This window comes from Streptomyces gardneri (assembly GCF_006539185.1).
Classification (GTDB): Bacteria; Actinomycetota; Actinomycetes; order Streptomycetales; family Streptomycetaceae; genus Streptomyces; species Streptomyces gardneri.
In genome coordinates this window covers 239794-261197 of sequence record NZ_BJMN01000007.1, presented here as the reverse complement: position 1 = coordinate 261197, position 21404 = coordinate 239794, and the positions used below count along the sequence as shown (strand labels likewise).

Sequence of the window (21404 nt, the reverse complement as noted above, 5' to 3'; positions counted from 1 at the left end):
ACCCGGCCCGAAAGACACGAAGTCCTGACCGGTCAACGTCCCAGCCATCGCCCGATGAGGAGCCACCACACCCTTCGGCACACCCGTCGAACCCGACGTGAACATCACACACGCCACATCCGCAGGACCCGCGATCCGCCCCAGATCACCACCCTCCAGCCCGGCCACCACCCCCGCCTCCGCATCCACGGAGACCGGTCGCACCGGCGTGCCGTCCCAGTGGCCGGCGAACCGGGCGAGGGTGACGACCCGGGTCACGTCGGCCGTCGAGGCGACGGCGCGGACGCGCTCGGCGGGAAGTGCGGGGTCGAAGAGGGTGTAGCCCGCGCCCGCCTTGAGGACGGCCAGGACGGCGACGATCAGCTCGGTGTCACGCTCAAGGAGCACCCCGACGGTGTCGCCGCGCCGTACTCCCTGGGCGACCAGGTGGCGGGCCAGCCGGTTCGCCCGGGCGTTCAACTCGCCGTATGTGGTGTCCCGTTCCCCGAAGACCACGGCGGCGGCATCGGGGGTCCGGGCCACCTGCTCCTCGAAGACCTCGTGGACGCAGTCCATGGACACCTTCATCAACTCCATCACTCGGGCGGTCGGTCGGGGCGTATCGGGCGGGGTACTGCAGGTGGCCGGTCGGGCCGGGGGCCAGGGGGGCCGGGCCGGTCAGCCGGCGGCGGTCTCGGCGATCAGGCTCGCCGGGCGCATGTCGGTCCAGTAGGTGTCGACGTAGTCGAGGCAGGCCTGTCGGGAGGCGGCTCCGTGGACGGCGGTCCAGCCGTCCGGGACCTCGATGTCGGCCGGCCACAGCGAGTGCTGGTTCTCGTGATTGACGAGGACCAGGTATTCGGCGTCCGCGTTCTCAAAGGGATTGGTGGTCATCGGAATTCTCCCGTTCTCGAAGCAGTTCTAATTCTTCGGGCACAGCGAAAAACTATCGCCGCCATGAATTCAGGAAGGGCAGAACCCCGGGCAGCTGGGCGGCAGTTGTGCGGCGGCAGTCGAATGCCGCGGCTCAGCGGAGCGGCAGGTCCCGCAGAACTGCCGGTGTGCGGCGCTCGCCGCAGCAGCGTTCGGCGAGGAGCGCGTAGGGCAGCAGTTCCGCCAGGTCGGGCGGGCCGAACAGCGAGATGCCGACGGGCAGTTCTCCGGAGAATCCGGCCGGCACGGAGATGTTGGGGCGGCCGGCCAGGGCGGGGAGGGTGGAGCTGGTCCGGGTGAACGGGTCGGGTCCGTCGTCGATGCGCCAGGCCGGACCGCTGGTCGCGGCCATCAGGACGTCCACGCCGTGATCGGCCAGGGCCTTGGCTAGCAGGTCCCGGGCCTGTTGCCGGGAGCGGCGCCGCCGGTCGGGGGCGAGTGCGCGGTCCTCGTCGGTGAGCGCGGCGCACCGCTCGAAGAGGTCCTGGCCGAAGAGGGCGAGTTCCACGGGATCCCGACGGTTCGCGGCGATGATCTCGTCGAGGGTGGCGGGGGCGTCGCGCCGCCCGCCCAGGTATCGCTCCAGAGACGGCGGGAACTCCGCACAGAGCGCGTCGAGTCCGTCGACGAGCATGTCCCTGGGCAGGGCGAGCTCGACGGGTACGACGACGGCGCCCGCGTCCCTCAGCCGTTCGGCGGCGCGTTCCGCTGTCTCCTGGGCGTCGGGCGCCATGCCCTTGACGTGCCACAGGCCCACCCGTACGGACTCGGGCGGGGCCGGGGCGGCGGGGAGCGGGTGGCCGGTCAGGACCGCGAGGCAGAGCGCCGCGTCCTCCAGCCGTGCCGCGAGCGGCCCGATGCTGTCCTGGACCGTGGAGATCGGCACGACCCCGGCGACCGGGAGGGTACCGGGGGCCGGTTTGATCGCGGCGACTCCGCAGACACCCGCCGGGCAGACGAGCGAGCCGTCCGTCTCGGTGCCGAGGGCGAGCGGGGCCATCCCGGCCGCCACGGCGGCCGCCGAGCCGGCGGAGGAGCCCCACGGGCTGTGCTCCGGATCGTGCGGGTTGCGGGTCTGGCCGCCGACGGCGGACCAGCCCTCGATGCTGCCGGTGGAGCGGAAGTTGCCCCACTCGGTGAGGTTCGTCTTGCCGAGGATCACGGCCCCGGCCGCCCGCAGCCGGGCGACGACCTCCGCGTCACGGTCGGGCGGGGTCCCGGCGAGCAGCCGGGAGCCGGCGGTGCCGGCGAGGCCCGCCGTGTCGATGTTGTCCTTGACGAGGACGGGGATGCCGTCCAGGGGGCTCAGGGAGCGGCCCGTGGCGTGCCGGCGGTCGGCGGCGCCGGCCTGCGCCAGGGCCGTGTCGTCGACCGCGAGGACGGCACGGACCACGGGGTCGACGGCGCTGATCCGGTCCAGGCAGGCCGTGACCAGCTCGGTGCTGGTGAGTCCGCGGGAGCGCAGCAGCTGCGCCAGCTCGGCGACGGAACGGTCAGTCAAGGCGGGCCTCCCGCAGGAGCGGGGTGAGGGCCACCGTGAAGACGGCGATCAGTGCGACCAGGGCGTGCAGCAGCAGTGCCCAGGTCATTCCGGCCCACTCGACGAGGACGCCGATGACCAGGTTGCCGAGGGGGGCGGCGCCGAAGATGAGGAGCGCCTGGATCGACACGACCCGGCCGCGTACGGTCTCGGGAGCCCAGCGCTGCACGCACGACACCAGCACGGTGCCGACCAGCGCCGAGACGAATCCCAGGCCGGCGTACGGGGCGAGTGCGGCGGCCATGGAAGGTGCCCAGGCGAGGGCCGCCAGACACACGGTCTGCCCGACGGTGCCCAGGACGAGGACGCGTCCTGCTCGCCGGCGGGCCGGCCACACCAGGGACAGCAGGAACCCGGCGGCGGCGCCGACGGTGAAGGCGGTCAGGAGCAGGCCGGCACCGGCGGCGGCCGAACCGTTCCGGTCCGCCATCAGCGCCACGCCGATGTTGATCGGTCCCGCACCGGCGAACTCGGTCAGTCCGATCACGGTGATCACGGCCCTCAGCCTCGGCGCGGCGGCCACGGCGCGGAGCCCTTCGCCGATCCGTGCCGCCAAGGAGGCCTGCGGCGCGGCGGGACGGACGGCGCCGCGCCCGGACGCTTCGGCCGCGCCACCCGGCGAGCCGCTGGTCCCGCCGCCCGCCGCACCACCGCTTTCGCCGTCCGTCGCGTGGACGTCGCCACCGCCCCGCGGCGCTTCGCCGTCCAGGCCGCCCCGCTCCGCGTCGGCGTCCGCGCCGTCGGGCTTCCCCGGCGTCGCGGAGTTCGGGTCCGACGCGCCCCGTGCCCGTACGCGAAGAACGGCCAGGGCCGAGATCGCGAAGGTCACGGCGTTGACCGCCGCGACGAGCGGGATCCCGCCGAGGGCCATCAGCACCCCGCCGAGGGGGCCGCCCGCCGCCTGGCCGCCGCGGAGGGCGCCCAGGTAGAGGGCGTTGCCGCGGACCAGGTGGCTGTGGGGCAGCAGCCCTGCGCGCAGCGATCCGGAGGCCGGGATGAAGAACGCGCCGAACAGCGAGAGCCCGGCCGCCGCCACCACGAGCAGGGGCACCCCGGGGCCCAGGGCGAGGGCCCCGGCGGTCGCGAGGAGCATGACCGCGCAGCGGGCCAGGTCGGCGCCCACCATGACGCGGCGCGGGCCGATGCTGTCGACGACGGCGCCCGCACCGAGCAGTGTGACCAGCCTCGGCAGGGAGGCGAGCGCGAGGACCGCGCCCGCCCGCGCCGGGCCGGTGTCGGCGGTGACCGACCAGGCGAGCGTCACGTACCAGGCGGCGTCCCCGAGCGCGGACAGGCCCATGGCGAGGGCGAATCCGAGGTAGCCGCCGTCCGTGAGTCCCGGGCCCTTGGTCGGGGTGCCGGTGGGCACGGACCCGGTGGCCATGCTGCCCGTCACGGCTGGGTGCCCAGCGGGGTGGCGAGCGAGGGATCCTGGTGCGGCAGACCCGTTCCGGCCGACCACACGTCCTCGTACGCCAGCGCGCTCGCCTCGTACTTGCCCAACGCGCTGATCAGCAGGCGCAGTTCCAGGGCCAGGGCCTCCACGAGTCGGGTGAGTCCCCGCTCGGGGTCCTCCTCGACCGCGAGGAGCGCCGCACGGCCGAGCCCGACGGCGGTGGCGCCGAGGGCGAGCGCCTTGGCCGCGCGGGTGCCCTCCCACATCCGGCCCGACGCGAGCAGGCTGCCGTTGGGGCGGCCGATGCGGCGGAGGCATTCGCCCAGCGGCAGTCCGACCGCGTCGAGGAAGCCGAGCGGGGCCCAGCCGGTGCCGCCCTCCGCGCCGTCGACGGTGACCGCGTCGGCACCGGCCGACCAGGCGACCGCGGCGGCATCCCGGACGTCCCGGCCGGGGTGGAGCTTCACCCAGACCCGGGCGCGCGGGAAGTTGTTGCGCATCAGGCGGATCTGCTGGCGCAGGATCTCCTCGGTGAAGGTGCCGGGGCTGCTGCACCGCAGGACGCGTTCCTCGCCGCCGAGGACGTCGTCGACGGCGTACTGCTCCGCCACGCGGGCGGCGGCGGCGCGGTTCAGGACGGTCATGCCGCCGAGTCCGGGCTTGGCTCCCTGGCCGACCTTCAGTTCGAAGGCGAGCCGCCCCGATTCGAGCAGCGGGCGGGCGGAGGGATCGCTGTAGACGAGGTTCCACACCTCGGCGTCGGCGTCCTCGGTGCTCTGCTGCACGGCGACGCCGCCCATGCCGTCGGGGAGTTCGTCGAGGTAGGCGCGGATGCGGCCGAGCAGGGAGCGTTCGGTGTCCCCGGCGGCTGCGGTGCCGAGCCGGCCGTAGCCGTTGACGGGGACGACGTTCTCGCCGATCACCATGGGGAGGCCGAGTCGTCCGGCCTGTCGGCTGGCCGCCGTGCCGAGGTCGGCGCTGGCCACCTGCGTCGAACCGAAGGCGGAGAGGTAGGCGGGCAGCGGGGAGTTGAGGGCGCCGACGACGGTGGTGAGGTCCACGTCGTGGTGCATCGGCTCGCGGGCGAGGTCGATGAGCTTCTCCAGGCGCCGCGGCATGAAGACGGGCGGCACGAGGCGGAGCGCGTCCAGGAGGTCGGCGCCGGGGGCGGTGTGCGCCGGGGTCCTGGCGGCGCCGAACAGGGTCCGCCCGTACGCCTCCACGGGCGGGAAGAGGGCGGCGGTGCCGCGGCGGGCCCGGTCGCGCACGGCCTCGGCGGGGAAGGCGTCGGCCCGGAGACCGGGATACCCGGCCCGAAGACCGGGGCCTTCGGCCCGCAGGCCCGGATCGTCGGGGCCCTCGTCCGTGCTGTCGTAGGGGCTCTCGTGAGGGCTCGCGTCCGTGAGTCGTCCGTTCACGGGGCGATCACTCCCGGCACCTTCGGGTAGGCGCTGGCCTGCCACACCGAGTCGAGTCCCGCGAGGTAGCGGGTGAAGCGTTCGAGGCCGATGCCGAAGCCGGCGCTGTCCGGGATGCCCTCGCGGACCATCTGGAGGTACCAGCCGTACTTGGCGGGGTTCTCGCCGGTCTCCCGCATCCGGGCGACGATCCGGGCGTACTCGAACTCCCGCTCGCTGCCGCTGCACAGCTCGCCGTAGCCCTCGGGCGCGATGATGTCGAAGTTGCGCAGGGTGCCGGGCTCGTCGCGGCTCTCGCGGTCGTAGAAGCCCCGGGAACCCTTGGGGTAGTCGGTGACGAAGAAGGGGCGGCCGGACTTGGCGGAGAGCATGGCCTCGCCCTGCCAGTCGATCTCCGCGTCGGCGCTCTGGTCGTGCCCCATGTCGCGCAGCTCGGCGACGGCCTCGGCGTGGGTGCGGTGGCCGAAGGACTGGCCGAGCAGTTCGGCGAAGGCACCGGTGTCGCGGCCGAGGCTCTCGAACTCCTCGGCGTGGTGCTCGGTGACCTCGCGGACGATGTGCCGCACGAGGTCCTCGCCGAGCCGGAGGATCTCCTCGCGGGAGGCGCCCGCGACCTCGACGTCGATCTGGTGGAACTCGGCCAGGTGGCGGCTGGTGTTCGCGGTCTCCAGCGGTTCCAGGCGGACGCAGGGCGCGATGGAGAAGATCTTGTCGAAGGCGAGCAGGGAGGCCTGCTTGTAGAGGATGGCGCTGGTCATGAGCTTGTAGCGGTGGCCGTAGTAGTCGATGTCGACCTGCTTGGATCCGCGTACGCCGGGGTCGGTGACCGGGCCGATCATCGGCAGCAGCATCTCGGTGAACCCGTGGCCGCGCAGGAAGTCGCGGGCGGCCGTGAGCACGCCGTTCTGGAGCCGCACGACGGCGCGGGTCGTCGGGTCGGTCAGGTGCCGTGCGGGGGCCTCGGGCAGGCGGTCCGTGGCGGCGGGGCCGGTCGCCGGGTCCGTGATGTGCAGCATGGGGTGTCTACCGTCCTTCTTCGGAGAGGGCCACGCGGGTCGGCGGGCGGTGCCCGTCGTCGAGGGGCCGGTGGGCGGGCGAGGGGTCGAGGGCCGCGGCGTCGAAGCGCTGCTCCACATGGCGGAGAGCGCCGAGGAGACCGCTGGAGGTCAGGCGTGGCTCGTGGGCGAGTTCGACGATGCCGCCGAGCGGCATGGAGCCGATGGCCGACCAGCGCAGCCGTCCGTCGGTGTCGAGGTAGCTGCGGGTGCGCTGGGCGTTGTCGGGGTGAAGGCAGAAGGGGACGTCGAGGTAGCCGCGTTCGAAGGCCAGCGGCAGGGCGCGGCCGAGGTCGGGCGAGATCTCCAGGACGGCCTGGACGAGGGCGGACGCCTCGGCGTGGATGCCCGTGTCGGGGACCGGCCCGAAGGCCCGTGCCGAAGCGTCCACCTCGGAGACCCGTCCCGAAGCGTCCACCTCGGAAACCCGTCCCGAGCCGTCCACCTCGGGGACCCGTCCCGAAGCCGCCTCCGCCTCGGCGGCGCGCGCCGCGGCCTCCAGGGCTTCGGCGTTCTCCCGTACGGTCGGGATGCGGTGGGCCTCGGCGGCGGTCTTCACGATGAGGCGGGCCGCTCCGGTCCGGACCGCGAGCCGGGCCGACTCCTCCAGGAGGAGCCGGGCTCCGTCGGGGGTGCGCGGGTAGACGCCCATGTAGGTGTAGACGACGATGTGCCGGTCGACGTCGGGCAGGAGCACGTCCGCGAGTCGCCGCAGGGCGTGCAGGGCCTCCTCGTCCTGGGCGGGGTCGGTCTGCTGGGCGTAGCTGAGGGAGACGCTGCGCAGTCCGTGCTGGGCGAAGAACAGCGCTTCCAGGACGCTGAGCGCGACGAGCAGGCTCGGCGGGCACAGCTGGCCCATCATGCAGCCGCCGAAGGTCTCCAGGTGGGGTTCGGCTCCGTGGTCGCGGGTGCGGGCGAGCAGCTCGCAGGTGCGGGCCCAGTTCTCCACGGATGCGGTCAGGGGCGTACGGCCGTAGGGCAGGCAGTAGGAGACGGGGCCGCCCTCGGTGGCGTCGAGTCCGGCGAGGAGGAGTGCGGCGACGATGTCCTGCGGGGCGGCGGAGCCGTGGCGGACCTGCACGGGGAAGGTGTGGTCCTGGATGCCGTCGAGGACCGAGCGGGTGACGGCGGTGTCGTAGGTGACGAGGGGATAGCCGTTGAGGGGGACGCCTTCGGCGAGGGCGCGGCGGGCGGCGGCCTGGTCCCCGACGCGGGTGTAGCTGTCGATGGTGATCGTGCCGACGGTGGTGGCGTCGGCGGCCCGGGTGGCGGCGAGGCCCGCCCGCATGGCCCGCGGGTCGCTCATGCCCATGCGGGGCTGGACGACCAGGCGGCCGGCCGCCCGCGCGGCGGAGACGAAGGCTCCGAAGGAGCCTGAGGGTAAGGACCCGGCCGGGGTGGCCGGGGTGGGGCGGCGCGTGGGTACGGTCATGTCGTCACGCCCGCCGGGATGGATCTGAGGAACGACCCGAACGACGCCAGGCCCGCGCCTTCTTCGAAGACGGCGTCGAAGCCGGCTTCGAGGAGGCCGGCGTGATCGGTGCTTTCGGCGCCGTCGATGCCGAGCTTTCCGCCGATCACGACGGGGATGGCGGCGGTCTCGGGATGGCCGCGCAGTTCACGGATGACCCGCCGTCCGTCGTTGGCGCCGTGGCCGTTGACGCTGCTGATCACCACGAGGTCGGGGCGCTGGCGTCGGCATTCCTCGACGAGGAGCTCGTCGGGCACGCAGGCCCCGAGGTTCGCGACCCGGTGGCCCAGTTCCTCCAGCAGCAGTTGCAGAAACACGAGGTTCCAGGTGTGCGCGTCCGACGCGACGCTGGAGACGATCACCTTGAGTCCGGGTGCGGACCGAACCTCCGTGATCGGGGTCTGTACCGGGGTGACCGGGGTGCCCACTTTCATAGCCTGCCTTCGTTCGACATGACGGTTGGCGTCTTCTCGCCCGCGATTCCCGGTCGTTCTCCGAATTCCCGGTCGTCACCGATTCCCGCCGTATTCCTCACCTGTTTCTGGTGACGGCGGGAATGTCCGATCGGGGCGCGGTTTCACCGTAGGGGCCGCCCCGAGGGCCGGAGGGAAGTCCGAGCGGCAGGTGTCCGGCAGAATCGACCGCGGACCACGGGCGGCGAGCCCGGCATCAGGCCACCGCGCAGACGGTCGGGGCCGCGGAGGCGTATCCCGTGGGAAGCGCGTATCCCGCGGGAATCGCGTGTCCGTCGGAGAGCGGGGCCGCGCGGCCCGCGAGGACCGACCGGACCCGGTGCAGGACCTTGAAGCGGTCCCGTCCGTCCTCGTCGGCGGTGCGGACCAGGCCGTGGATCAGCAGGCCGTACACGGTGGCGGCGGTGTCGGCGAGGGAGGTCCCGGCGAGCGGTGCCGCCTCGTCCAGGGTCCAGCTTCCGGGCAGCGCGCTCAGCGCGAACAGCCTCTCGCGCAGGGGCGGTTCCAGGACGGCGAGGCTGCCGGCGACGGCTCCGCAGCCGCTTCCCGAGGCGGGGCCCCAGGCGGTGGGAGGCGACGAGAAGCGCTCGGGGTCCCGGGTGAGGGAGTGCAGCAGCTCTTCCGGGGCGTGTACGAGTCCCCAGGCGGCCGTGGTCTCCAGCGCGCCCGGGACGCCGTCGAGCACACGGCACAGCTCGGCGACGGCGGCGGTCGCGGCGGGACGCGGGGCGTACGGGCGCAGGCGCCGAAGATGGGACAGGAAGAGCCGGACGGAGGGGAACTCGGCGAGCGCGGCGGCGTCGTGGTCGATTGCGCGCCCGGGGACGGGTAACGGCGCTATCGGCATGACCTGTTCGCCGGCCAGGCGGGACGGGGTGGGCGCGGTGACGACGACACGCAGGCCCGGTCCGTGTGCGAGGAGGTGGTGGATCAGGTCCCCCTCGACTCGGCGCGCGAGACCGTCCAGGACGAGCAGCACGTCGTGGCCGCGACCGCGCCCGGAACCGGTCACGGCCGGTTCGAGGCGGCGCAACTCCCTTAAGTCGGGCGAGAGTCCGGCGGCCTGGACCCAGATCACCGTCCAGCCGTGACCTTCCCGCAGGACGCCCGCCGCCTCTCGTACGATTCGGGTCTTGCCGACCCCGCCCAGGCCGACGACGCTCACCAGCCTCTGTTGATCCACCGTCAGGAGCTCGACGAGGGAGCGGATCTCGTGCTCCCGCCCGACGGTCGTGCCGAGCAGCGCGGGTGGCGGGCAGGACTCGGGCCCGGCGACCCCGGGCCCCTCGGACGGGAGGTGGCTGCGCGCCGCCTCGTGGAAGGCGTCGCGGGACGCGCCGGTGAGCCGGAGGACGTCGGCGAGCAGCCGGGCCGTCTCCTGCCGGGGGCGGCGGGCGCGGCCGCTCTCCAGGTCCCGTATCGCCCTGACGCTGAGCGTGGCCAGATCGGCCATCTGCTGCTGTGTCATGCCGCTGCGCCGGCGGTGGTCGCGCAGCAGCACGCCGAACTGGTCCGTCCCTATGGCTGTGGTCATGGGTCCCCTCCCTTGATCGGTCCTGGTGTCGTCCATGGTCGGAACGGTCGGGTGCGCACCGCATGGGTCGGCCGCCCCCAGATTTGGGAGCCGGGCCGACGGGGGGTTCGCGCGGCGGTGTGGCGGGCGTGTCCACAGTGCGTCGCGGGCCTTACGGGGTCGCCCGGCCCTACGGAGTCGCGCAGGGAACCGGAGAGGCCCGGGGAGCGGCCGCCGGGGTACGGACGGGTGGTGCGGCCCGTGGGTGCGCGCGGGCCGGTCGGCCGTGCGGGGAGCGGGCGGGGGTACGGGGAGCGGGCCGGGTGCGGCGGGTCAGCGGGGGTGGGGTGGGGGGTGCGGAGCAAACATGGGGGCGATGCCCCCATGTGGGATTGGGGGGTGTCCTGCGAATGTTGCGCACGTGACCATCACCACCTCCACACACGACACCACGACGGGCCTGGCCCCTGGATGGTGGGCTCCGGCCCTCCATCTGCGGGAGCGGCTCGCGGCCCCCGGTGCTCCCGTCGGCGCGCTCTCCCGCCGGGCGGCGGAGCGGCTGGCGGACCGGGTGACGGCCCTGGGCCAGGACGAGGCGTTCCTGGCGCGGCTGGCCGCGCTCGGCGTCGACGTACCGAAGGTCGCCGCGCTGGCGGCCGAGCCCTCGGCACGGCTGGCGGCCAGGACGGAGCGGCCCACGTGGGCGGAGTTCGTGGAGCGGGCCGTGGCCACGGCGCCGCTGTGGCCGGACTCGGGCACGGAGGACGCCCCGGCGGCGGCCGCACCGGGTTCCGCCGCGCCGCGGGAGGCGTGGCGGCGGGCGTTCGCCGGTGCGCTGGCGCCCCTGACGCGGGCGGCCGGCCGGACGCTGACCGAGCGGCTGCGGGCGCTGCCGGGCCTGCTGCCCGGCCAGATCGATCAGGACTCCGTACGGGCAGGGTTCGAGCGGCAGCTCGGCCACCGGCTGGTGGCCCCGGCGGCGCGCACCCTGGTCCTCGAACTGAACCGCGCACGCGTCGAGGGGCGGCTCGAAGGAGCCACGCCCGAGCGCCGGTTCGCCGGCTTCGCCGAGGAGCTCGGCACCCGGTACCCCCTGTCCGGGCTGTTCGCCCGGTACCCGGTGCTCGCCCGATTACTGGGCACCGAGTGCGTCCACGCCACCGCCGCCACCGCCGAGCTGCTGGCACGGTTCGTCGCCGATCGGGCCGCGCTCGTGGACGAGCTCCTCGGAGGTGTCGACCCCGGCGCGCTGACGGGCGTGGACCTCGGTCACGGTGACACCCACCAGCAGGGCCGCGCGGTGGCCATGCTCCGCTTCGCCGACGGCCGCACGGTGGTGTACAAGCCCCGCCCGCTCGACCAGCACGCCGGCTTCGACCGGCTGGTGGCCTGGCTCGACGACCGGCTGCCCGGCCTCGGCCTGCGGACCGTGACGGTCCTGCGCCGCGACGGCTACGGCTGGCTGGAGTTCGTCGGCCACCGGCCCTGCGGTTCGGTCGGCGAGGCCGATCTGTTCTACCGGCGGCAGGGCGCGCTCCTGGCTCTGCTGTACGCGCTGGACGGCGCGGACATGCACTGCGAGAACCTCATCGCCTGCGGGGACCAGCCGGTGCTGGTCGACGTGGAGACGCTGCTGCACCCCTCGGTGCCCGTGGCGACCACGGCGGGCCCCGACCCGGCCGCGCTGGCCCTCGCCGCCTCCGTGCACCGGACCTGCCTGCTTCCCCAGTTGCTGATCGGCGAGCACGGAGCGCTGGACATCTCGGCCCTCGGCGGCGGTCAGGCCGCCCTGTCCCCCGCCGACGCCGTCGACTGGGCGAACCCCGGCACCGACACGATGCACCTGGTGCGCCGACGGGTCCCGTACTCCGGAAGCCCCAACCGCCCCTCGCTGGACGGCCGGGACATCGACCCGGGCGCGTACGGGGCGGCGCTGCTGACCGGATTCCGGCTGGGCTACGACACCTTGGTCGCGCACCGGGCGGAACTCCTCTCGGCAGAGGGACCGTTGGCGGCCTTCGACAGCGCGCCGGCCCGTTTCGTGGGCCGGGCGACCCGTCTGTACGCGACGCTCCTGGACGAGTCGGCCCACCCCGACGTGCTCGGCGACGCCGTCGACCGGGACGTGCTCTTCTCCCTGCTGTACGCCGAGTCCGCGGGCGACCCGGTGCGGCGGCGGCTGGTCGAGCACGAGATCGCGGACCTCTGGGACGGTGACGTCCCGGTCTTCGTCCACCGGCCCGGGAGCACCGACGTCTGGTCGTCCCGTGGTGCCCGGCTGCCCGACCTGCTGGCCGCGCCCGCGCTCCGCGCCACCGAGGAGAAGATCTCCGCCCTCGACGAGGTGGACCGGCACCATCAGGAATGGCTGATCTCCGCCGCGCTGTCCACCCGCCGGGCCCGCCGCGTCACGCACCGCGCCGACGCACCGGCCCTGCCCACGGCGCCCGCCGCGGTGCCCGAGCCGCGCCGTCTCCTCGCGGCGGCCTGCGGCATCGCCGACGAGATCGTCGGACGCGCGGTCCGCGACGACTCCCGGGCCAACTGGATCGGCCTGGAACTCGTCGACGGCAGGCACTGGGCGGTGACCCCGATGGGCGCAGGCCTCGCCGACGGCTACACCGGAGTGGCGCTGTTCCTCGCCCAGTTGGGGCGGCTGACCGGCGTCGGCCGGTACACGGACCTGGCGTCGCGGGCCGTCCGCCCGCTGCCGCGGCTCATCCACGCGCTCGCCTCCGACCCGGAGCTGAGCCGCGCGGTCGGACCCGGCGGATTCCACGGCCTGGGCGGGCTCTGTTACGCGCTCGCCCGGCTGACCACCCTGCTCGGCGACGACCGGCTCGGCGACTGCCTGCCGCTCGCGCTGCGGGCACTGGCCGCCTCGGCCCGTACGCACGATCCGGCCGGCCCTCCGGCGGACGTCGGCACCGGGCTCGCGGGAGGTCTCGCGGCGCTGCTCGCGGTGCACCGGGAGACCGGGCTGCCCGAAGCCGCCACGCTCGCCGCGGAGTTCGCCGACCGACTGCTCCCGGCGACCGGAGCCCTCCCGGACGGGTTCCTGCGGGGGCGGGCCGGGGCGGGCTGGGCACTGTGCCGCTACGAGGCCGATGCCGCCTCGCCCGACGGTACGTACGCGGCCGCAGGTCGCGCCCTGCTCGGCCCGGCAACGGCGGGCTCGGGCATGGGCTCGGACACAGGCACGGGCACAGGCACAGGAACAGGCACGGGAACGGACCTGGGTTGGTGTTCGGGGCTCTCCGGCACCCTCCTGGCCGGCGTGGCCGCCCTCGGGTCCACGACGACCGGCGCCACCGTCCCCGCCTCGGCCGTACCGGACGCGGCGTGGGACCGCCTGGCCGGAGACCGCCCGTCCTTGAGCGATCTCAGCCTGTGCCACGGGGAGCTCGGGACGGTGGAGGCCCTGGCCGTCGCCGCCGCGCACGGACTCCCCGGTGCCGCGGGCCGGCTCACCCATCGGGCCGGGCTGGTACTCGGCGCACTGGACGGGTACGGACCCCGTTGCGCCACCCCCGACACGGTGCCCTCTCCCGGGCTCCTCACCGGATCGTCCGGCATCGGCTACGCCCTGCTCCGACTGGGCTTCGCCGAGACCGTCCCCTCCGTGCTCCTCCTCGACCCCACTCCCGGGGAGCGGTGACCCCGCCGCCCCTTGCACGACCCGCACGGACCACAGAAGGCACCACACGCACCGCACGCACACCACGTACCGCACGCACCGCAGGCACGTCCATCCGACCGCACCCCGAAAGGACCTCCATGAACCCGCAGACGCCGTCCCCCGAGACCGCCATCGCCCTCACCGACACGACCGTCGATGGCCCCGGCGCCACCGGCGCGGTGGAGCCGGCGGGGCGTATCGCGCTCTCCGGGCGCGACCGGGCCACGGCCCGTGCCCGGGCCCTCGCGGGTCTCGCCCTCGGCACCGGACTCGTGGCGATCCTCAACGACATCGACACCACCGTGAGCTTCCCGATCCTGCCGATCTGACGCTCCGACCTGACATCTCCGTCCCCGGCGGCCGCCCTCCGATCCCTGCGGAGACGGCCGCCGGCGCCGTGTGTGCGGGCACCTGATCGAACCGTCACTTATGCCCTGGCATGAACGGGTAAATTCTCGGGTATGCATCCCCGAGCTCCTCTCCTCGTCGGACGTGACGCGGAAATCGCCCAGTTGGAACGCGCCCTCGACACCGCTCGCGGGCGGCGCGGCAGCACGGTGTTCCTGGTCGGCGACGGAGGCATCGGCAAATCACGGCTCGCGGCCGAGGCGACGGGCCTGGCCTTCTCCGCCGGAATGCGGGTGCTGCGCGGCCGGGGCAGCACGATCGGCCCGATGGTGCCGTTCCGCCCGCTCACCGAGGCCCTGATGTCCCTCTTCCGCGGTGGCGAGCCGTGGGAGGAGGCCGAACTCGGACCGTACCGGCCGGTGTTGGGTCGTCTGGTCCCCGACTGGGCCGGTGAGGCGCAGAACAGCGGCTCGCTGGTGGTGCTCGCCGAGGCCGTCCTACGGCTGCTCTCCGTGGTGTCCCGGGAGCACGGCGCCCTCGTGGTCCTTGAGGACCTGCACGACGCCGACACCGAGACCCTGGTGGTGCTCGAATACCTGGTGGACAACCTGGAGCACCTGCCGGTGGTCCTGCTCGCCACGACCCGCGCGGAGCCGTGCGCCGCCCTGGACCTGGCGCACTCGGTGACCCAGCGGCGCTCCGGTGTCCTGCTGGGCCTCGGGCCGCTGGACCGCTCCGAGGTCGCCCGGATGATCGCCTCCTGCCTGGACACCGGCACGGACCAGGTGCCCCACGAGATCGTGGAGCGGCTCTGGGACACCAGCGTCGGCAATCCGTTCGTCGTCGAGGAGCTGCTCCACGGCATGATCGGCAACGGTTCGGTGGTCCACCGGGGCGTCGCCTGGGAGGTCGTCGGCTCGCTGCGCACCGAGGTGCCGAGCACGCTGGTGCGGGGCATCGCGCACCGTACCGACCGGCTGGGACCGCAGGGCCGGATGCTGCTGTCCGCGGCTGCCGTGCTCGGCCGTCGTTTTCCGCTGCCGGTGCTCCAGCGGATGTCCGGCATCGACGACCACGGGCTGCTCAGCCATCTGCACGCGGGGGTGGCCGCCCAGTTGGTGGTGCCGGACGAACCGGCTCCCGACTGGTACGCGTTCCGGCATCCGCTGACCGCAGAGGCGCTGCTGGCCCAGCTCACCCCCACCGACCGGGCGAAGCTGTCCGGCCGGGCGGCCGAGGTGGTGGAGGAGCTCCATCCCGGGCTGCCGGGCGAGTGGTGCCCGCTGGTGGCGGCGCTGCGCCGGGACGCCGGTGACCGGGTGGGGGCGGCGCGGCTGTTCACGGAGGCGGGCCGGCGGGCGCTGGCGGACGGTGCCGTGGGTTCGGGGGTGTCGCTGCTGCTGGGCGCCGACTCTCTCCTCGCGCACCGTCAGGACTGGGTGGCCCGGGCCGAGGTGCTGGAGTCGCTGCTGCCGGCGCTGGCGGAGAGCGGTGAGTTCGACCGCGCCTTCGAGCTCGCGGAGGGCCTGCACGAGCTGGTCGGCGCGGGGGTGGAGGCCGGCCGTCTCGCCGCGCTCCACACCCGCTTGGCCAAGGTGGCGCATCTGGCGGGCCGTTGGGCCGACGGCAATGCGCAGATCGCCGAGGCCCGGGCGCTCCTGACGACCGTGCGGGACCCCGCGCAGTCGGCCGCCGTCGACGTGGTGGCCGCCTATCTGGCGCTGGACACCCCGGGCCCGGACCGTACCGAGACGGCCGAGAAGCTGGCCCGCGCCGCGGTCTCGGCGGCCGAGGCCGGGCCGCAGCCGGCGGTGGCCTGCCAGGCCTGGGAGCTGCTCGGGGTGCTGGCCCGGGAGCGCGACCTGGAGGAGGCGCGGCTGTGCTTCGAGCGGGCGCGGCGGATCGCCGAGCAGCACCGGCTGCCGATACCGCGCGTCTACGCGCTGGTGCGGGTGGGCGGGAACGAGTGGCTGGCTCACGGGGAGACGCGCTCGCTGGAGCTGGCGCGCGAGGAGGCGTTACGGCTCGGCGCGGTCACCATCGCGTACTCGATCGACGCGATCGACGTCCTCCAGGCGGTGCTCTGCGGCCGGTTCGAGGAGGCCGCGCGGCTCGGCGAAGAGATATCGACGACGGCGGCCCGGCTGCGGCTCGCTCCGGTGGCGCGGTACGCGCTGATGACGCGGGCGGCGCTGGCGGCGCACCAGGGCGACCGGCCGGCGATGGAGGAGGCCCTGCGGGAGTTCGCCGGCTGGGACGGGGCGGGCTCGCAGGAGGAGCCGCTGTGCATCGGCCTGGCGCGGGCGTTCTGCGCGCTCCTCGAGGAGAACCGGCCGCTGGCGCTCCGGGAGCTGGACCGGGCGCGCGCGCAGGAGCTGGACAGTCCGACGACGTTCCATCTGAGTGGTCTGCACGGGCTGCGGCTGCTGCTCGACGTGCTGGCCGGCGAGGCCGACTGGGACCACTACCACCGTACGGCGGCCACCTCGGCGAGCCGGATGCGCTGGAACCGGCAGTTCGTGCTGCTGGCCCACGCGGTGCTGCTGGGCCGCTCGGGCGAGGCGGAGTCGGCGGCTTCGGCCGTGGCCGAGGCGGAGCGGTTGGCCGCCCCCTATCCGACGGCACTCCATCTGGGGCTGCGTCTGACGGCCGAGGCGGCGCTGGAGAACGGCTGGGGGGATCCGGCCATGTGGCTGCGCCGGGCGGAGGAGCACTTCCATGCCGCGTCGGTGCCGGACGTGGCGGGTGCCTGCCGGGCGCTGCTGCGCCAGTCCGGTGTCTCGGTCCGGCAGCGGCGCAGCGGCGCGGACCGCATTCCGGCGCCGCTGCGGACGCTGGGGGTGACGGTCCGTGAGTACGAGGTCTTCCAGCTGCTGGCTGAACGTTTGAGCAACAAGGCCATCGCGGGCCGTCTCTACATCTCGCCGCGGACGGTCGAGAAGCACGTGGCGGCCCTGCTGACCAAGACGGCACGGCAGGACCGCGAGGCGCTGTGCGACCTGTCCGCGTCGGACGCGGCGGCGGGGAAGCGCTGACTCGGGGAGCACCCCGGGGAGTGACGCTCCCCGGGATGCTTGGATGTCCCCCATGTTGAGTTCCACGAAATCCGCTGCCGCGCTCCGGACAGCCGCACGTGTCTCCGCCGAATCGCTCCTCGTGCTGCTGATGGCCGCGGTGACGCTGTGGCTCGTGGGCCGCATGTGGTCCATAGTGTGGCCGTTGATCGCGGCCCTGTTCCTCACCACCCTCACCTGGCCGCCGGTCCGGTTCCTGCGGCGGCACGGCTGGCCCCCCGCCCTCGCCGCGGCCACGGTGACCGTGTTCTTCCTCCTGTCCGTCGCGGGCATCGTCGCGCTGATCGCCGTGCCGATGGCGTCCCAGTCCGGTGAGCTCGCCGACGGAGTCGTCGACGGGATCGGGTGGTTGCGCGAGTGGGCGGCCGGGCCCCCGCTGAACATCAACGACACCCAGATCACCGGAGCGCTCGACACCGCCGTCGCCCGCCTCCAGGACAGCATCGGCAGCATGGTCACCGCCCTCGCGACGGGGCTCGGCACCGTCTTCAACGGCGTGGTCACCGCGTTCCTCGCGCTCTTCCTGATGTTCTTCTTCCTCAAGGACGGGCCGCGTTTCCTGCCGTGGCTCACGCGGCAGCTCCCCGGCCGGCTCGCCACCGACATCCCGGTCGTCGCCGAGCGCGGCTGGGACACGCTCGGCGCGTTCGTGCGCTCCCAGGCGTTCGTCGGTCTGATCGACGGCGCCCTCATCGGCCTGGGGCTGTGGATCCTCGACGTGCCCCTGGTGCTTCCGCTGGCCGTCCTGACGTTCGTCTCCGCGTTCGTGCCGATCATCGGCGCCCTGTTCGCGGGTCTGGTCGCGGTCCTCATCGCCCTGGTGTCGAACGGCCCGACCGACGCGCTGATCGTGCTGGCGCTCATCGTGGTCGTCCAGCAGTTGGAGGGCAACGTCTTCCAGCCGATGATCCAGAGCCGCGGCCTGGGTCTGCACGCGGCGGTCATCCTGCTGGCCGTGACGCTCGGCGGCAGCACGGCCGGCATCGTGGGCAGCCTGCTCGCCGTTCCCGTGGCCGCGCTGATCGCCGTCGTCTGGAACTACGTACGCGGCCAGCTCGAAGACCCCCACCGGGAGACGGAGCCCGACGAGCCGTCGGCGGACGAGCCGCCCGCCGGCGCGCCCGTCGGCGCGGCCGCGACCGTGTAGTCCGGCGGTTCGACATGCGCGTCACCACCCTCGGGTGAACCATTGAAGGAGGTCGTGCCCGCGGCGACGGGGTGCGGGGGAAGGCAGGCACGGGCTCCGGCTTCCAGAGGTGGCGAGCCTTCCAGAGGTGGCGAGCGTGGACGTCTTCGATGCCGTCGTCGTCGGTTCGGGTTTCGGCGGATCCGTGACCGCGTTCCGTCTGGCCGAGGCGGATCTGCGCGTATGCCTGCTGGAACGGGGAAAGCCGTTCCCGCCGGGGTCCTTTCCCCGTAGTCCCCACGAGACGGCCGAGAACTTCTGGGACCCGGACTACCGCCGGTACGGGATGTACGACCTGTGGAGCTTCTCGAAGCTCGACGCCCTGGTGTCCAGCGGGCTCGGCGGGGGCTCTCTGATCTACGCCAACGTGCTGATCCGCAAGCCGGAGAGCTGGTTCGTCCACGAGTCGTTCGACGGCGGCTACGAGCACTGGCCCGTCACCCGCGCGGACCTCGATCCGCACTACGACCGCGTCGAGACCATGCTCGGCGCGCAGCGGTACCCCTTCGATGTGAAGCCCTATCAGGACACACCCAAGACCGTCGCGATGAAGCAGGCGGCGGAGCGGCTGAATCTTCCGTGGGAACTTCCGCCGCTGGCCGTCTCGTTCGGGGACCCGGCAGTGCCGGGAGTACCCATCGAGGGCGGCGAGGACAACATCCATCACAGCCCGCGCTACACGTGCAGGCTCGTCGGTGAATGCGACCTCGGCTGCAACTTCGGCAGCAAGAACAGTCTCGACTTCACCTACCTCAGCGCCGCGGAGCGGCTCGGGGCGGACATCCGGACCCGCTGCGAGGTCTTCTCGTTCGAACCGGTGGCACAGGGCTTCCTGGTCTCCTACATCAAGCACGTCGCCGCCGGCGACGGGGATCCGCTCGCCCCTCCCGAGCGGCACACCGTCAGGGCCAAGAGGCTGATCCTCTCCGCCGGCACCCTCGGCACCACCTATCTGCTGCTGCGGAACCGGAGCGCCTTCCCCGCCATCGGTCCGGCGCTGGGCACGCGCTTCTCGGGGAACGGCGACTTCCTCGGGCTGGTGCTCAAGGCGGGGCTGAGGCGTCGGGAACGGTCCGGGGAGACGGACGCACGCCTCCTCAGGCCCAGTTTCGGCCCGGTCATCACGAGTGCGATGCGCCTGGAGCGCACGGAGAACGACGAGGACGCCCGGGGCGCCTACATCGAGGACGCCGGCTACCCGGAGTTCCTCAACTGGCTCGTCGAGCACAACGTCCTCACCATGTCGACCAGGGTCGGGAGGTTCCTGCTGCGGCGGGGCTGGTCGCAGCTGACGGGGACCGCGCGAAGCCGTGTGGGTCGGCAGGTCGGTGACGCCATGGGCAAGGGGCTGTTCACCGCCACGTCCGTGCCGCTGCTCGGCATGGGAAGGGACGTCCCCAACGGCCGCATGTTCCTCCGGGACGGGCATCTGGACCTCGACTGGGACCTGGCCGCCTCCGGCCCGTACTTCGAGCAGATGAACCGGACCATGAGGCGGGTGTCCCACAGCGTCGGCGGGCACTACGCATCGAACCCCCTGTGGTGGCTCAACCGCCTCATCACCGTGCACCCCCTGGGCGGCGCGCCGATGGGACGCCACCAGCGGGAAGGCGTGGTGGACTCCTTCGGGCGCGTGTACGGCTACCCGGGGCTGACCATCGCCGACGGGTCCGTGATGCCCGGCCCCGTGGGCCCGAACCCCTCACTGACCATCGCGGCGCTGGCCGACCGGTCGGCCGACCGCATCATCGAGGATCACCGGAAGCCCTCCACGGAGCCCTCATGACCACCGGCCAGGGCGGCGAACGCCGCGACGACCCCCCGCGCAGATCCCTCATCCTCGCCGGCGGCGGCCTGAAGGTGGCCTTCCAGGCGGGAGTCCTCCAAGTACTCCTCGACGAGGCCGAGTTGCGCTTCGACCATGTCGACGGCGCCAGCGGAGGCGTGTTCAACCTCGCGATGTACTGCCAGGGGATGTCCGGGCGCGAGATCGCGGACAACTGGCGCACCCTGTCCCCTTTGAAGGGCGTCACCCCGAACTGGCGCGAACTGCCGAAGGGGCCGTACGCCCGATCGCTCTTCACGCTCGACGGCTACCGGCGTCACGTCTTCCCGGGCTGGGGACTGGACTGGGACAGGATCCGGGCCACCGACCGCGAAGCCACCTTCAACCTCTACGACTTCAGCTCCAACGAGCTGGAGACCGTGACCCCGGACCTCATGGACGAGGACCGCTTCTGCGCCGGGGTGGCCCTGCCCATGTGGTTCCCTCCCGTCGTGATCGACGGGAAGACCTACATCGACCCGGTCTACCTGACGGACGGGAACGTCGAGGAGGCGATCCGTCGGGGCTGCGACGAACTGTGGATCATCTGGACGGTCAGCCGGCGGCACCGCTGGCGCGACGGGTTCGTCGCCAACTACTTCCACATCATCGAGACGGTGGCCAACGGCCAGTTGAAGCACTGGCTGCGCCGGATCGAGGTCAGCAACGCGGCCCTCCGCGCAGGCGAGCACGGGGAGTTCGGACGGATCATCGACGTCCGACTCCTCAGCGCCGAGGTCCCGTTGAACTACCTCGTCAACTTCAGCAGGGACCGCTTCGCCCAGGCCGTGGAACTCGGAGTGGAGCGCGCCCGCGACTGGTGCACCGCCCAGGGCATTCCCTGGCGGCCCTGCGCCCCTCCGGACCCCGCCGACGACCCCACCCGTATCCGGTTCACCGAACGCATGGTCGGACGCGTCGCGTTCGGCGAACACGACATCCAGGAGATCCCCGCGCCGGAGCGTGGTGCCACCGCCGACCTGACCCTGCGGGTGACCATCGACATCGAGGGCGTGGACCGCTTCCTCACCGGCCCGGAGCACGAGGCCGCGGTCCGGGGAGAGATCGTCTGCCAGGCGCTGGGCGGACGACTCCCGGTCGAACGCGGGACGTTCCAGCTGTTCGTGGAAGAGCCCGACCCGCAGCACCTCCGGATGAACTACCGCCTGCACTTCACCGACCGGGCCGGCCATCCGCTCACCCTCAGCGGACACAAGGACGTCGACGAGGACTCCCGCCGGGGAGTCTGGAAGGACACCTCCGTCCTCCACACCCGCGTCCTCCGCGGCCACGTCGACGCCGACGCGGAGCCCGAAGCCCAGGTGGTGGCCTCCGGAGCCGTACGCATCCGCCCGGCCGACTTCCTGAAGCAGCTCACCACCTTCCGGGTCGAAGCGCCGACGCTCCCCGGCAGGGTGACCACGCTGGGACGCTTCGGACAGTTCTTCACCGGCAAGCTGTGGGACGTGTACGCACAGAACGTCCTGCCCTGGTCACCCCTGTGAACGAGGAGG

The 21404-nt window shown here is 73.3% G+C and carries 15 protein-coding genes; 6 read left to right on the top strand and 9 right to left on the bottom strand.

Annotated elements, in window-relative coordinates:
• From SGA01_RS06410 to SGA01_RS06370, 9 genes are all read right to left on the bottom strand, one after another.
• A partial coding sequence (locus tag SGA01_RS06410; RefSeq protein ID WP_218037819.1) for an AMP-binding protein occupies window positions 1-567 on the bottom strand: 567 nt, incomplete at its 3' end.
• 90 nt (window positions 568-657) lie between these two features.
• Entirely contained in the window at window positions 658-873 is a 216-nt protein-coding gene (locus tag SGA01_RS06405) for an MbtH family protein (protein ID WP_055639924.1), read from the bottom strand.
• 133 nt (window positions 874-1006) lie between these two features.
• On the bottom strand, window positions 1007-2413 hold the full coding sequence (locus tag SGA01_RS06400) for an amidase family protein (protein ID WP_141294163.1): 1407 nt from the start codon (window positions 2411-2413) through the stop codon (window positions 1007-1009).
• Window positions 2406-3836 carry an MFS transporter gene (locus SGA01_RS40905; protein ID WP_167534026.1) on the bottom strand — a complete coding sequence of 477 codons (1431 nt, stop codon included), beginning with the start codon at window positions 3834-3836 and terminating at the stop codon, window positions 2406-2408. The genes SGA01_RS06400 and SGA01_RS40905 overlap by 8 nt, the downstream gene beginning before the upstream one ends.
• An 8-nt stretch (window positions 3837-3844) precedes the next feature.
• Window positions 3845-5188 carry a glutamate synthase-related protein gene (locus SGA01_RS06390; protein WP_141294196.1) on the bottom strand — a complete coding sequence of 448 codons (1344 nt, stop codon included), beginning with the start codon at window positions 5186-5188 and terminating at the stop codon, window positions 3845-3847.
• Between the two features lie 74 nt (window positions 5189-5262).
• On the bottom strand, window positions 5263-6282 hold the full coding sequence (locus tag SGA01_RS06385) for an asparagine synthetase A (protein WP_141294161.1): 1020 nt from the start codon (window positions 6280-6282) through the stop codon (window positions 5263-5265).
• 7 nt (window positions 6283-6289) lie between these two features.
• Window positions 6290-7753, bottom strand: coding sequence for a methylaspartate mutase (locus tag SGA01_RS06380; protein WP_141294159.1), 1464 nt, complete (start codon window positions 7751-7753; stop codon window positions 6290-6292).
• The gene (locus tag SGA01_RS06375) at window positions 7750-8220 is read right to left on the bottom strand and encodes a cobalamin B12-binding domain-containing protein (RefSeq protein ID WP_371866003.1); all 471 of its coding nucleotides are present in this window, start codon (window positions 8218-8220) and stop codon (window positions 7750-7752) included. The genes SGA01_RS06380 and SGA01_RS06375 overlap by 4 nt, the downstream gene beginning before the upstream one ends.
• 241 nt (window positions 8221-8461) lie before the next feature.
• Entirely contained in the window at window positions 8462-9799 is a 1338-nt protein-coding gene (locus SGA01_RS06370) for a helix-turn-helix domain-containing protein (RefSeq protein ID WP_167534025.1), read from the bottom strand.
• Between the two features lie 400 nt (window positions 9800-10199).
• On the opposite strand from SGA01_RS06370, the gene SGA01_RS06365 reads away from it, so the two are divergent.
• The 6 genes from SGA01_RS06365 (at window position 10200) to SGA01_RS06340 (ending at window position 21395) form a co-directional block, all read left to right on the top strand.
• Entirely contained in the window at window positions 10200-13436 is a 3237-nt protein-coding gene (locus tag SGA01_RS06365; protein ID WP_167534024.1) for a type 2 lanthipeptide synthetase LanM family protein, read from the top strand.
• Between the two features lie 119 nt (window positions 13437-13555).
• Window positions 13556-13786 (top strand): hypothetical protein, encoded by a 231-nt coding sequence (locus SGA01_RS06360; protein WP_141294151.1) that lies wholly within the window; start codon window positions 13556-13558, stop codon window positions 13784-13786.
• Between the two features lie 132 nt (window positions 13787-13918).
• The gene (locus SGA01_RS06355; protein ID WP_141294149.1) at window positions 13919-16840 is read left to right on the top strand and encodes a helix-turn-helix transcriptional regulator; all 2922 of its coding nucleotides are present in this window, start codon (window positions 13919-13921) and stop codon (window positions 16838-16840) included.
• 43 nt (window positions 16841-16883) lie between these two features.
• Window positions 16884-18026 carry an AI-2E family transporter gene (locus SGA01_RS06350; RefSeq protein ID WP_141294148.1) on the top strand — a complete coding sequence of 381 codons (1143 nt, stop codon included), beginning with the start codon at window positions 16884-16886 and terminating at the stop codon, window positions 18024-18026.
• Between the two features lie 136 nt (window positions 18027-18162).
• Window positions 18163-19851 carry a GMC oxidoreductase gene (locus tag SGA01_RS06345; protein ID WP_218037818.1) on the top strand — a complete coding sequence of 563 codons (1689 nt, stop codon included), beginning with the start codon at window positions 18163-18165 and terminating at the stop codon, window positions 19849-19851.
• Complete coding sequence (locus SGA01_RS06340; RefSeq protein ID WP_141294144.1) at window positions 19848-21395, top strand: patatin-like phospholipase family protein; 1548 nt, start codon at window positions 19848-19850, stop codon at window positions 21393-21395. The genes SGA01_RS06345 and SGA01_RS06340 overlap by 4 nt, the downstream gene beginning before the upstream one ends.
• The last annotated feature ends 9 nt before the right edge of the window (window positions 21396-21404 follow it).

Coding starts and splice junctions, on each gene's coding strand:
- SGA01_RS06405 (WP_055639924.1), bottom strand. CDS start 873: ATGACCACCAATCCCTTTGAGAACGCGGACGCCGAATACCTGGTCCTC.
- SGA01_RS06370 (WP_167534025.1), bottom strand. CDS start 9,799: ATGACCACAGCCATAGGGACGGACCAGTTCGGCGTGCTGCTGCGCGAC.
- SGA01_RS06385 (WP_141294161.1), bottom strand. CDS start 6,282: ATGCTGCACATCACGGACCCGGCGACCGGCCCCGCCGCCACGGACCGC.
- SGA01_RS40905 (WP_167534026.1), bottom strand. CDS start 3,836: ATGGCCACCGGGTCCGTGCCCACCGGCACCCCGACCAAGGGCCCGGGA.
- SGA01_RS06360 (WP_141294151.1), top strand. CDS start 13,556: ATGAACCCGCAGACGCCGTCCCCCGAGACCGCCATCGCCCTCACCGAC.
- SGA01_RS06350 (WP_141294148.1), top strand. CDS start 16,884: ATGTCCCCCATGTTGAGTTCCACGAAATCCGCTGCCGCGCTCCGGACA.
- SGA01_RS06380 (WP_141294159.1), bottom strand. CDS start 7,753: ATGACCGTACCCACGCGCCGCCCCACCCCGGCCACCCCGGCCGGGTCC.
- SGA01_RS06340 (WP_141294144.1), top strand. CDS start 19,848: ATGACCACCGGCCAGGGCGGCGAACGCCGCGACGACCCCCCGCGCAGA.
- SGA01_RS06355 (WP_141294149.1), top strand. CDS start 13,919: ATGCATCCCCGAGCTCCTCTCCTCGTCGGACGTGACGCGGAAATCGCC.